11 protein-coding genes (1 of these 11 cut by a window edge) are annotated in these 11,714 nt (G+C 69.9%); 7 read left to right on the top strand and 4 right to left on the bottom strand.

Annotation, left to right across the window (positions count from 1 at the left end; translation table 11 throughout):
* On the bottom strand, positions 1 to 878 hold the 5' portion of the coding sequence (locus ACFQ6X_RS14900) for a siderophore-interacting protein (RefSeq protein ID WP_383181314.1). Its footprint begins 175 nt before the window's first position; 878 of the gene's 1,053 nt are visible here — the first part of the coding sequence; it begins with the start codon at positions 876 to 878; the stop codon falls past the left edge of the window.
* 122 nt (positions 879 to 1,000) lie between these two features.
* Here ACFQ6X_RS14900 and ACFQ6X_RS14895 point away from each other — a divergent pair, with 122 nt between their 5' ends.
* From ACFQ6X_RS14895 to ACFQ6X_RS14875, 5 genes are all read left to right on the top strand, one after another.
* The gene (locus tag ACFQ6X_RS14895) at positions 1,001 to 1,762 is read left to right on the top strand and encodes a helix-turn-helix domain-containing protein (protein ID WP_383181312.1); all 762 of its coding nucleotides are present in this window, start codon (positions 1,001 to 1,003) and stop codon (positions 1,760 to 1,762) included.
* Positions 1,763 to 1,970: 208 nt separating this feature from the next.
* Positions 1,971 to 3,143, top strand: coding sequence for a 4-hydroxybenzoate 3-monooxygenase (locus tag ACFQ6X_RS14890; protein WP_383181309.1), 1,173 nt, complete (start codon positions 1,971 to 1,973; stop codon positions 3,141 to 3,143).
* Between the two features lie 618 nt (positions 3,144 to 3,761).
* On the top strand, positions 3,762 to 4,043 hold the full coding sequence (locus ACFQ6X_RS14885) for a hypothetical protein (protein WP_383181306.1): 282 nt from the start codon (positions 3,762 to 3,764) through the stop codon (positions 4,041 to 4,043).
* Positions 4,044 to 4,196: 153 nt separating this feature from the next.
* Positions 4,197 to 4,766: a hypothetical protein gene (locus tag ACFQ6X_RS14880; protein WP_383181303.1), complete on the top strand. Its 570-nt coding sequence runs from the start codon at positions 4,197 to 4,199 to the stop codon at positions 4,764 to 4,766.
* Positions 4,767 to 4,903: 137 nt separating this feature from the next.
* Entirely contained in the window at positions 4,904 to 5,794 is an 891-nt protein-coding gene (locus ACFQ6X_RS14875) for an LLM class F420-dependent oxidoreductase (protein ID WP_383181300.1), read from the top strand.
* Here ACFQ6X_RS14875 and ACFQ6X_RS14870 read toward each other — a convergent pair.
* From ACFQ6X_RS14870 to ACFQ6X_RS14860, 3 genes are all read right to left on the bottom strand, one after another.
* Complete coding sequence (locus ACFQ6X_RS14870; RefSeq protein WP_383181297.1) at positions 5,707 to 6,111, bottom strand: hypothetical protein; 405 nt, start codon at positions 6,109 to 6,111, stop codon at positions 5,707 to 5,709. The genes ACFQ6X_RS14875 and ACFQ6X_RS14870 overlap by 88 nt on opposite strands.
* 176 nt (positions 6,112 to 6,287) lie before the next feature.
* Positions 6,288 to 6,986 (bottom strand): response regulator, encoded by a 699-nt coding sequence (locus ACFQ6X_RS14865; RefSeq protein WP_383181294.1) that lies wholly within the window; start codon positions 6,984 to 6,986, stop codon positions 6,288 to 6,290.
* Positions 6,983 to 8,293: a sensor histidine kinase gene (locus tag ACFQ6X_RS14860; protein WP_383181291.1), complete on the bottom strand. Its 1,311-nt coding sequence runs from the start codon at positions 8,291 to 8,293 to the stop codon at positions 6,983 to 6,985. Before ACFQ6X_RS14860 ends, ACFQ6X_RS14865 begins: the two co-directional genes overlap by 4 nt.
* A gap of 215 nt (positions 8,294 to 8,508) precedes the next feature.
* On the opposite strand from ACFQ6X_RS14860, the gene ACFQ6X_RS14855 reads away from it, so the two are divergent.
* Entirely contained in the window at positions 8,509 to 9,216 is a 708-nt protein-coding gene (locus tag ACFQ6X_RS14855) for an ABC transporter ATP-binding protein (RefSeq protein WP_383181288.1), read from the top strand.
* Entirely contained in the window at positions 9,213 to 11,570 is a 2,358-nt protein-coding gene (locus tag ACFQ6X_RS14850) for an ABC transporter permease (protein WP_383181285.1), read from the top strand. The genes ACFQ6X_RS14855 and ACFQ6X_RS14850 overlap by 4 nt, the downstream gene beginning before the upstream one ends.
* Positions 11,571 to 11,714 lie beyond the last annotated feature (144 nt).

Raw genomic sequence — 11,714 nt, 5'->3', positions numbered from 1 at the left:
CCGCTCCGGTCAGCCGGTCGGCGGCCCGCCGGACCACGGCCGCCCGGGGCCCGGGCCGTCGCCCCGCGCCGGCGCGGCCCCCGGCCCCCGCCCCGGGGCCCGCCCCCCCCCCGGTCCGCCCCGCGCGCGGCGCCGGGGCCGGGGCCCCCCACGCCGGTGGCCAGGGTGGACTCGCCCGCTGTCCAGGCGTAGAAGCGGCCATCGGGAAGCCGGGCCTGCCGTACCGCCTGTAGGGCGAGGGCTCCGGGTTTCGCGCAGGGTTCGGCGCGGGGCAGCCAGTGGATGTTGGTGCCCGGGGGCGCGGTGACGTCAGCGCGTATGTCCTCGGGGGCCGGGACTTCCAGGAAGACTTCGGCAGGCAACGTGTCGGCGGACCGTTCCAGAATGGCGAGGATGGCCGGCAGCGCGGTCTCATCGCCGACGAGTAGCTGCCACGCGGCGCCGGGGACGGGTGCGTAGCTGTATCCCTCGTCGAGGAACGCCACTTCGGCCCCGGGTTCGACCGTCTGCGCCCACCGGGTTCCGGGGGCGCCGGATACCGGGGAGCTGTCGCTTTCGTGGAGCGCGAATTCGATGTCGAAGGCCGACGATTCCGGTCTGAAGCGCCGGATCGAGTACGTCCGGACGCGGGGGCGCGGCCTGGAGCCCTGCAAGGTGAGCTGAAGGATCCACCGTTCGCTGGTGGGCAGGAAGACGTCTTCAGCGTCGGGGTCGGCGAAGAAGAGGCGGCCGGACTGGTCGTACCCGGACTGTTCCAGGTACTGGACATCATGTCCGCCCAGCGTGATGGACATGTAGTGCGGGCTGACCTGCTCGCCGGCCAGGACGGTCAGCGACAGCATCCGCCGCCTGTGCGGGCGCTGGATTCGGGAAGGCATCGTCAGCAGCTCTCTCGGCTGCGCGCCTGGGCGTCAGTGCTCATGAGGTAACTTTCGGCTCCGCCACCGCTACCGGGCCACCGGTAAACCGACGCCTGATGACGAAAGGCCGCCAACCTTCGATGACGACCTCAGAACCGGAAGAGGCGACTCTTAAGGGAGCCGCCTGGCTGCCGCACGGCTATCAGCTCGATCCTCACTCACACACGCAGGGGCAGCTGGTGTACGCCGCTGCCGGCACGCTGGCCACTGTGACCGAGCGCGGAACCTGGGTCGCCCCGGCAAACCGTGTCACGTGGACGCCCCCGCGGTTCGCGCACTCCCATCGCTTCTACGGCCGAACCGATGTCCGCCTCCTGACCGTTCCGGTCCACCTGTGCGGTCGGCTCGTCGACCATCCCAGCGTCTTCGCTGTCAGCCCCCTGCTCCGTGAGGCGATCCTGGCGCTGACCGACAAGCCGGAGCGAGGTCCCGGCGCGCACAAGCGACTGCTCGCAGTGATCGTGGACGAGCTCGCCGACGCCGCCGAGCAGTCCCTGCACCTGCCCGAACCCGGCGATGACCGGCTGCGCGCCGCCACCGCTCTTCTCCACGAAGATCCGGCCCGGCCCGCCACCCTGGCGGAACTTGGGCGCACCGTCGGGGCGAGCGAACGCACCCTGAGCAGGCTCTTCCACACCGAACTCAGCATGAGCTTCCACCGCTGGCGCACCACCCTGCGCATCCACCACGCCCTCGGGCACCTCACCGACGGGATGTCGGTCACCGAGACCGCGGTGGCGTGCGGCTGGTCCAACCCCTCCAGCTTCATCGACGCCTTCACCGAGGTCGTCGGCCAGACTCCCGGCCGCTACCAGGCAGACCTGCGCAAGGACGAAAGGTAGCCGCGCGCCGACTTGCTGCGACCAGGCACGGCACGATCCTGCAGTCCGACGATGTTGGCGGCTTTCCGGTATCAGCTGTCCAATCACCGGTGGTTCGCTCGCCTGTCCCGTCTCAGAGTGGTGCCTGTAGGCCGCATCACCCGGGCGGCCCTGTCGTTCACGCATCGACGTGTTCGACCACCGCTTTGAGCACGGAGGCTCGCACACCATGACCGAGGCACGCGAAACCACGGCAGTCGCCATCATCGGGGCCGGTGTCGCCGGCCTGACGCTCGGCAACTTCCTGCTGCGCAACGGCATTGACTGCATCGTGCTGGAGAAGCACCCCCGCGCCTACGTCGAGCAGCGTCAGCGCGCAGGAACCATCGACACCTTCGGAGTGCGCATGTTCCGCGAGTGGGGCCTCGAAGAGGTACTGGTGGGTGATCCCATCCCCCACAGCGAAGGCGGTTTCTACATCGACGGCGAAGCGATGCCGATCGACGTGGACGACGAGAGCAACGAGAGCCTCTACTGCCCCCAACAGGTCCTGGTCCGCAACCTCACGGACCTCTTCCTGCGCGACGGCGGAGACCTGCGCTACGAAGCCGCCGACGTCTCCTTGGAGGACGTCACCGCCGAGCGCCCCCTCGTCCGATACCAGGACACCGACGGCTCAACCAAGATCATCGAATGCGGCTTCATCGCCGGCTGCGACGGCTTCCACGGAGTGAGCCGCCGCACCGTCCCCGCCTCCGCCCTGACGGAGTACTCCCACGAGTACGGGTACAACTGGCTCAGCGTTCTGGCCGCGGTCCCGACGAACCCGTCCGGCATGGCCATCCATTCCCTCGGTCTTGCCGGCATGATCCCCCGGGGCCCGCACGTCAGCCGCATCTACCTCCAGTGCTCCACCACCGACACCCCCGAGCAGTGGCCGGACGAGCGCATCTGGAACGAACTGGAGGCCAGGTTCGGAACGCCCGTGTCGACCGGCGAGATCCTCGACAAGCGCATCGTGCCGCTGCGCAGCGTGGTGTTCGACCCGATGAGCCACGGCAAGCTGTACCTCCTCGGAGACGCGGCCCACATCGTCCCGCCGATGAGCGCCAAAGGCATCCACCTGGCCCTCCACGACACCGAGGTCTTCGCCCGCGCCGTCATCCGCCAGATCGAGGAAGGCGATCCCAGCCTCCTCGACAGCTACTCGGAAACCTGTCTGCCCCACATCTGGAACTACCAAGCGTTCGCGACATGGATCACCGACCTCATGCACAACGCGGGCTTCACCGGCTACGAAGGGGAATTCCGCAAGCAGGTCGCCCGGGCCGAGCTGCAGCGCCAATTCACCTCGGACGCGGCGAACAGGCTCTTCAGCGAACTCACTGCCGGCACCAACTAGAGCGTGTCGGAGAAGGGGAACCCGCCCAGGTCGAGAGCCTGGTGGGTGACTAGAGTCAGCTGCATGGCGACACCAGCGCTTCGCGCATTCGAGGCGAACGGAACGTCCTGGGACGACCCGTCCGAGGACCAGCTGCACGACCTGCTTGCTGACATGAACCTCGCATCGCGATATGTCATCGTGCGGCGGCTCGATGTGGAACCCGCCGACCAGCACTACATGCAGGTCTATCTCAACGACGACCTGAGCTACCAGGTGGAATACCGCGAGGGAGGTCCGGACAAGCACTTCCAGACATGGGTGCCCCGTGGGTGCGGGGTCTTCACCGTAGAACCTGCGGCTGAGGTGCTCCAGGGCTGGGCCTGCGGGCGACCTGGTTGGCGTGAGGCACATTCCTGGGTCCCTTGGTCACCCGCAGAGCCATGCGCCCGTCACCACCCCCTCGCAGCCCCTCGTTGATGGCTGCAACCAGAACAGTTGCTTCGTAGCGGACAGCCCTTAGGTTGGTCGTACCTCGTGCGTGCCACGGCTCGGTGCCTTCCGAGACGGTCAGATACGCCGCCTGGCGGCCGGAGTGGGGGCCGAGTGCCTGAGTTGCGCTGCAAAGCGGTTCGCTGGGTGGACGACGAGCCGTTCCCCGGCATCGTGGAGGTCCAGTTCATCGATGCAACAGGACGCTGCCGGTCCTTGATCGACAAGTGTGCGATCTTTGCCCGGCTTGACGAGCTGGCCCCTGACTCGACGTACCCGGTCGAGGTCACGGTGGCGTGTGTGATCGAGTGCGATGCCGTAGGGACAGTCGACGACGAGATCGTGACGGTCTCGACCTCGCCGGACAGCGTCGCGACGATGGACGGGCAGGACACTTTCACCGTGAGGCGAAGCCAACTCCTCCCATGAGAGCGCGGTTGTGCAGCCTGGCCATGCCAGGCATCGCCGTGCAGACGCCGTCGCCTCGCCCTTCAGGCAGCGGTACGGCTCCGGTCCTGACACATGCGAGACACATCAGGACCCGCCGGCGCTGATCTGCGGGTGCCGTCCTATGGTTCCGGAATGAGTAACTCTGCTGCGGCTGCTGTCCTCACGACCGCTGACCTGACCGAAGCGATACGTGCGGTGCGTACCCTGCTGAGCAGGGCGGACATCAGCCAGGGAGAGGTCGACTTCGATGCCGTGATCAGGTCGCCGGATGCCCTCACGCAAGTACTTCACGTACTGCCCGACCTCGTATGGTGGGCGTCGGCCGGCAAGGAGCACGGTTCGTCGGAGGCCGGCGACAACCCTGCGGACTCCCTGCCGATCCAAGTGCTCGACTGGGGGCGTCCGCTGGACCGCGCCGAGCCCTTCATTGCCGCCCTGGGGCCAGATCCGGGGGCAGTTCGATGGGATCTGGCCGCATGGCCCGCGGTTCCCGAAGCCGGACTGGAAGCGATCTCGCAGACGTACGCCTACCTCACGCTGACGGTGAATTGCCGGGACCTCTACCAGAACAAACCGTCGCAGGACCACACCGTCCACGTTCACGCCCGGGACCGGAACGGCGACCAGATCGCCCGCGTCCATTGGCTCGCTGATCAAGTGGGTGGCCGGTTCACCGGCAGGGTGGAGTTGGCACCGCTGTAACCCCTCAGCAAAGAGGCAGGACCGCCATCGCCCAACTCTGTGAGGCGCTGTCAAGGACTGCACTACTGGGCTGTTTCCATACGGATGAATCCCTGCGCAGCCGGGAATAGAGGGCACGGATGGCTGTTGATCACACCATGACTTCTGAGACGCGCGAGGCATTCGGACGAGTCGGCATCTGGAGCGGTGCCCTGCACGGGGCGCGGGGGGACAACGCGGCCAAGGGGGCGGTCGCGGAGGCAGTCGCCGAGCTCGAGGAGCTGGGGTACGGCACTCTCTGGATCGGGGGCAGTCCCTCCCCCGACGACGCCGCGGCTGTCATCGCCGCGACCCGCACGGTCACGGTGGCCACCGGCATCCTGAGCATCTGGGACCACTCCGCCGAGGAGGTGGCGGCACGGGTCGCGGCGCTCGACGCGAGCGCGCGCGGGCGATTCGTCCTCGGTCTGGGCGTCAGCCACGGCCCGATGGTGCCGCAGTACGCGAAGCCGTACAGCGCGATGGTGGCCTACCTCGATGCACTGGACGCCGCCACCCCACCGGTGGATTCCGGACGTCGGGTCCTGGCGGCGCTCGGCCCGAAGATGCTGAAGCTCGCGACCGGCCGGGCGCTGGGCGCGCACCCCTATCTCGTCACCACCGAGCACACGGCGGAGGCACGCGAGGCGCTGGGCCCCGACGCGCTGCTCGCCCCGGAGCTGTCGGTCGTGCTCGACGCCGACCTCGACCGGGCGCGCACCACTGCGCGGAACATGCTGGGGATGTACCTCCAGCTGCCCAACTACACCGACAACCTGCTGCGCCTGGGATTTGCGCAGAGCGACTTCGAGAGCGGCGGCAGCATCCGTCTCCTCGACGCCCTCTTCGCCCTCGGCGACGCCGAGCGTGTGAAGGCCAGGACACGGGAGTACCTCGACGCCGGGGCCGACCACGTCGCGCTTCAGGTGCTCACCGCCGACGAGGGCGGCGCCGGCCTGCCACGGGCCGAATGGCGTGAGCTGGCCGGGGCCTTCGCCGAAGAGCTGTAGAGGACGCCTCGCGTGGCAGGCCGGTCAGTCGAACGTGATGACTGACCGCTGCCCGCGGCGCCCTTGGCCATGGCGTCGAGCACTGCGTTGGCGTCACGCAGGCCGACCGGGGTGATCTCCGGCAGGATGCCGTGCGCCGCCGAGAACGCGAGGGTGTCGCGCGTGTCCTGCGGGGAGCCGGACGGATTGGCCATGACGTGCAGTCGGTTGAGGACCATCGGCGGCACCGGCAGGCTCAGCGGCTCGTCGTCGTATCCGAACAGCACGAGCGTGCCGTCGGGTGCCAGGCCGGGTCGGCCCTCCCCCGACGCAGGCATCGACATCCTCCCCGTACCGGTCCATCCCCAGACGGGTCGGTTTCCGGGCAGACCGGGGAACGTTCCTGCACACCTTGGTGCGGCGGCTACCGGCCGTTCGCAGCCCGTGGATGCGCACGATCCTCAAGCTCACGCAGGACAGGTCGCGGACGACCTCTTCCAGTCCCGGCCTCGGTCTACGTCTGCTCGGTGGACTGCTGGGCGGCCTCGCGTCCCCCGGCGCTGACCAGCCCTGTCTCGTAGGCGACGATGACGGCCTGGACACGGTCGCGGAGTCCGAGCTTGGCGAGGATGCGGGCGACGTGCGTCTTGACGGTCGCCTCGGCCAGGTGGAGGTGGGCGGCGAGTTCGGCGTTGCTCAGGCCTCGGGCCAGCAGGCCGAGTACTTCCAGTTCGCGCGGGGTCAGCGAGGCGAGGTCGCGGTGGAGGGCGGCGGCGTCGCTGCCGCGCCGGGTGAACCGCTCCACGAGGCGCCGGGTGATGGCGGGAGCGAGGAGGGCGTCACCCGTACGGACCGTGCGGACGGCCGCGGTCAGATGTTCGGGCGTGACGTCCTTGAGGAGGAAGCCGCTGGCACCGGCGGACAACGCCGCGTAGACGTAGCGGTCGAGGTCGAAGGTGGTCAGGATGATGACGCGGGGTGTGTTGGGGGCGCCGGTGAGGATGCGGCGGGTGGCTTCCAGGCCGTCCATCTCGGGCATGCGCACATCCATCAGGACCACGTCGGGACACGTGCGGCGGACCGCGTCGATCGCTTCGGCTCCGTTGGTCGCCTCGGCGACGACGTCGATGCCGTCGGCACCGAGGATCAACCGGAATCCGGTGCGGACGAGGGTCTGGTCGTCGGCGAGGAGCACACGCAGCGGCTCGGTCACGGTGTCTCCAAGGGGATCAGTGCTTCGACACGGTACCCGCCGGTCAGACGCCGGCCGGTGTCCAGGGTTCCGTCGTAGACGGCGAGGCGCTCGCAGAGGCCGATCAGGCCGCGGCCGTTCCCGGTGGCCGCGCCCGCGCCGGGGCGTCCTCCGGTGTCGGTGACCTCCACCCGGAGCCGGTCCGGGTCGTATTCGACGGTCACGGCGGCGGTGGCGCCCGACGCGTGCTTCACCGTGTTGGTCAGGGCCTCCTGGACCACGCGGTAAGCGGCGAGTTCGACGCCCGGCGGCAGGGGACGGGGCGGGCCGGTCACCCTCAGGTCAACGTGCAGTCCGGTGTCCCGGACCCGGCCGACCAGAGTTTCCAGCTGGTCCAGGCCGGGTTGCGGGGCGAGATCCACCGCCGTACCCGCGATGTCCCCACTCCCGCATGCTCCCTCGTCCTCGCTGCTCATGGTGAGCAGTCCCATGACGTGACGCAGCTCGGTCATGGCTGCCCGCCCGCCGGCCTCGACGGCGAGCAACGCCTCACCGGCCTGCTCGGGAGAGGTCTGCATGATCTTGCGGGCGGCGCCGGCCTGGATGATCATCACGCTGACGTTGTGCGTGACGACGTCGTGCAGTTCGCGGGCGATCCTGGCCCGCTCGCGCTCGACGGCTCGGCGCAGTGCCTCGGCCTGTTCCCGTTCGAGGGCGGAGAGCCGGGTGCGGCCCTCGTCGGTTCGGAGTTTCCAGGTACGGAGGCCAACGGCGGCCACCGCCATCGGGACCAGGATCAGCAGGGCGATGTACTCGTTGGGGACGATCGGTGTCACCGAGTTCCCCGAGGTGCCGACCAGAACGACGGACACGGGCAGCGCCGCCAGGGTTGCCACCCGGTACGGGCTGTACACGGCGGCGCTGTAGACGGCGATGACGAACGCGTAGAAGGTCAGCCGCAGGACACTCTGCGGTGTCGCCAGTGTCGCGGCCGTCACGACGCACAGTACGGCGAGCGGGAAACGGCGGCGCAGCACCAGGGCACCCGAGGCGATGGCCGCGAGGGTCACCATGAAGGCCATGCCGGCGGGGCCGTTCGGGCGCGGCACGACGCGCTCCACACCGGGTGCGATCTCCCGCACCACGACGTTGTCGGCGTTGTCGATGCCGTAGTAGACCGTGGCGATTCCGAGCGTCAGCGCCACCAGCACGTCGAACTGCCAGGCGCGCACGGTGAGCCGCGGCGGCGGTCCGCCGGGAAGCCTGGCCTCGCGGACCGTCTGACGCGCGGCGACCCGCAGCCGCTCCAGCGTCGTACGTACGTTCATCACCGGCTCATTGTCGCCGCCGCCCGCCCTTTCGGAGTCCGCCTCAGTGGTCGTTCCCGGCGCCTCGCCTACATCGGGCGCCTACATCGCAGGGATGACGCTTCGGCAGATCATCCCGGTGCGGTACGGCAAAGGGTCCGGGCGGGCGACGCGCAGGGGCCGGGCGCGCTCCTAGCGTCCGAGGAGTCCGATGCCCGTATCGAAGGAGCCCCTCCATGACCACGCCGGTGATCGAACTACGCGGGGTGAGCCGCCGCTACGACGACGGTCCGCCCGCTCTGCACGAGGTGTCGTTGACCGTGCAGCCGGGCGAGGCCGTCGCGATCCTCGGTCCATCCGGCAGCGGGAAGTCCACGCTCCTCAATCTGATCGCGGGGCTCGACCGGCCCGACACGGGAACCGTCACCGTGGACTCCGTACGGGTGGACCGCCTGGGCGAGGCAGGATCGGCGCTCTACCGGCGGTCGAAGGTCGGCATGGTCTTCCAGTTCTTCAACCTGCTCGACGATCTGACGGTCACCGACAATGTCGTCCTGCCCGCGCGGCTCGCGGGCATGGCACGTGGGGAGGCGGATCGCCGGGCGGCGGAACTCCTGGAAACCCTCGGCATCGACCGGCACGCCCGCGCCTACCCAGGGCGGCTGTCCGGGGGTGAGCGGCAGCGCGTCGCGGTGGCCAGGGCTCTGATGAACCGGCCCCCGCTGCTCCTGGCGGACGAGCCGACCGGGGCCCTGGACACGGCAGCCGGACAGGACGTCAGCAGGCTGCTCACCGACCTCAATGCCGAGGGCCAGACCCTCCTCGTGGTCACTCACGACCCGGCTCTGGCCCGATCCTGCACGAACCGTACGGTCCGCATTGCCGACGGCCGGGTCACCGAGGACGTCCGCTCGCACGCCGTCGCCCGGGAGGCCGTCCGATGAGCGCGCTCGGCAAGGTGGTGCGCTCGGGGGTGGGACGACGCCGGGTACAGACGCTGGTGATCGGGCTCGCCACGATGATGGCGGTGGCCGCGTCCGTCCTCGGCGGGTCACTCCTGGTGGTGTCCGGCGCGCCCTTCGACGATGCCTTCGCGCGGCAGAACGGCGCGCACCTGTCCGTACAGTTCGACGCCGACAAGGTGAGTGGTGGGCAGCTGTCGAAGTCCAAGGAGGCCGAAGGGGTGAGCGGCGCAGCGGGGCCGTTCCGCACGGCGACGGTCACCCCGCGGGCGGGTCTGTCCGGCCCCGGCTGGCCGATGACGGTGGTCGGCCGGGGCGATCCCGGCCGGGACGTCGACGAGGTGACGCTGCTCGACGGGCGGTGGCCCACCCGCCCCGGCGAGATCGTCCTGTCCGCCGGAGCCGCGCTCATCCCGACCATGGGCATGAAGGTTGCGTTCCCCGCGCTGCCGGGCGACCCGACGCTGACGGTGGTCGGTCTGGCCCGCTCGATCACACAGACCGCCGACGCCTGGGTGGTCCCGGCCCAGATGCCGGCACTCACGTCGCCCGGCAGCGGCGGCTACCAGATGCTCTACCGCTTCACAGAAGCCGGCACCGCGGCACAGATCACCGCAGGCGGCACGGCGGTGGCGGAAACCCTCCCTTCGGGAGCGGCCGTCGGCGAGCAGTCCTGGCTCACCGTCAAGGAGGGTGCCGAGCGCGACACCGCCCTCTACGTCCCGTTCCTCATCGCGTTCGGCGCTCTGGGCCTGGTCATGTCGGTACTCACCGTGGGCAATGTCGTCGCATCGGCTGTCGGCACGGGAACGCGCCGCATCGGCATCCTCAAGGCCGTCGGCTTCACCCCGGCCCAGGTCGTGCGGGCCTACGTGGCCCAGGCGCTGGTCCCGGCCGTGGCCGGCACGGCACTCGGCGTCCTGGCCGGCCACCTGCTCGCCGTCCCCGTACTCGCCGAGACCGGGGAGGCCTACGGCGCCTCCTCGCCGGCCATCGCCCCCTGGGTCGACCTGACCGTGATCGCAGGGGTCATCGGCCTCGTGGCGGCGACCGCGTGGGTGAGTGCCTGGAGGGCCGGCCGGCTGCGCTCGGTCGACGCGCTCACCGTCGGGCATGGCGCGTCGACGGAGCGCGGCCGGTGGGCGGCACGCTTGGCGGGCCGGCTGCCGCTGCCCCAGCCGGTCGCCCTGGGCCTGGCCCGGCCGTTCGCGCGGCCCGCTCGCGCGCTGGCCATGGGCATGGCGGTCCTGTTCGGGACCATCGCCGTTACGTTCACCGTGGGAATGGGCGCCTCGCTCGGCGAGGTGATGAAGGCGAAGGCCCACGACGCCGCCGATGTCACCGTGGCAGCTCCCCGGCCGGGGTTCGGCCCCCAGGGCCCCGGCCTCGAGAAACAGCCGAGGACCGATCCCGCCGCGGTCGCCGCGGCCATCGAGTCCGGCGCCGGAACCGGGAAGTACTACAGCGCGGCGACCGTACGGGCGACCGTGTCAGGTCTGACCGGCCCCGTCGACGTGATCGCCTTCACCGGCGACGCCTCCTGGGGCGGTTACACGATGGTCTCGGGTCGCTGGATCGACAAGTCCGGAGAGGCCATGGTGCCCACCCAGTTCCTGGCCACCTCCGGCGTCCGGATCGGTGAGGCCGTCACCATGAACGGCCTCAGCGGTTCGGCCGAGCCGGTCACGGTCCGGATCGTGGGTGAGGTCCTTGACCCCCGTAACGACGGCATGCAGGTCTTCACCGACGCCGCGACCCTCGCGGCCGCGCATCCCGACCTGACGGAGACGAGCCATCACATCGCGGTCACGCCAGGCGTCGACGTCACCGGCTACGTCGACGCGCTGAACAAGGACCTCGCACCGCTGGGGGTCGGTGCGCGAGCAGGAGGGCTCGGCACCGGCAGCGACATGGTCGTCACGCTCAACGCGCTGTCCGCGACCCTCACGTTGATGCTCGTCGCCGTCGCAGCACTCGGTGTGCTGAACGGCGTGCTGCTCGACACCCGCGAACGCGTCCGGGAGATCGGTGTCCACAAGGCGCTCGGCATGACCCCCCGGCAGACCATCGCGATGGTCCTCACCTCGGTCTCCCTGACCGGACTTGTCGCCGGCGCTCTGGGCGTGCCGCTCGGGGTCACCCTGCACGGCTGGGTGCTCCCCGCGATGGGCGCCAGCGCGGGGCTCCGCCTCCCCGACTCAGTCATCGCCGTCTACCACGGGGCCGAACTGCTCCCGCTCGCACTCGGCGGCCTGCTCATCGCCACCCTGGGCGCGCTCCTGCCCGCCGGATGGGCCGCGAGGTCCCGAACATCTGCGGCTCTGCGCACCGAATAGGTGACCCGGCCGGATCGAGCCGCTGATGCCGGCCGGTCCGGTCCGTGGGCGGCGGTGGGCCTACCGCCGCCGTCCGTTGAGGCCATCGCGTGGAAGCACGGCGCACCTGCCCGCCGGATCACTCTCACGGGTGTGCGATAAGTT

This window comes from Streptomyces sp. NPDC056452 (genome assembly GCF_042796085.1).
Classification (GTDB): Bacteria; Actinomycetota; Actinomycetes; order Streptomycetales; family Streptomycetaceae; genus Streptomyces.
The sequence above is the reverse complement of the archived record's forward strand: the minus strand, read 5'-3'. Positions and strand labels throughout refer to the sequence as shown.

Bases quoted from the DNA above. Each gene is read 5' to 3' on its own strand.
- ACFQ6X_RS14860 (WP_383181291.1), bottom strand. From the start codon at position 8,293: ATGAACGTACGTACGACGCTGGAGCGGCTGCGGGTCGCCGCGCGTCAG.
- ACFQ6X_RS14895 (WP_383181312.1), top strand. From the start codon at position 1,001: ATGACGACCTCAGAACCGGAAGAGGCGACTCTTAAGGGAGCCGCCTGG.
- ACFQ6X_RS14870 (WP_383181297.1), bottom strand. From the start codon at position 6,111: ATGCCTGCGTCGGGGGAGGGCCGACCCGGCCTGGCACCCGACGGCACG.
- ACFQ6X_RS14855 (WP_383181288.1), top strand. From the start codon at position 8,509: ATGACCACGCCGGTGATCGAACTACGCGGGGTGAGCCGCCGCTACGAC.
- ACFQ6X_RS14890 (WP_383181309.1), top strand. From the start codon at position 1,971: ATGACCGAGGCACGCGAAACCACGGCAGTCGCCATCATCGGGGCCGGT.
- ACFQ6X_RS14880 (WP_383181303.1), top strand. From the start codon at position 4,197: ATGAGTAACTCTGCTGCGGCTGCTGTCCTCACGACCGCTGACCTGACC.
- ACFQ6X_RS14875 (WP_383181300.1), top strand. From the start codon at position 4,904: ATGACTTCTGAGACGCGCGAGGCATTCGGACGAGTCGGCATCTGGAGC.
- ACFQ6X_RS14850 (WP_383181285.1), top strand. From the start codon at position 9,213: ATGAGCGCGCTCGGCAAGGTGGTGCGCTCGGGGGTGGGACGACGCCGG.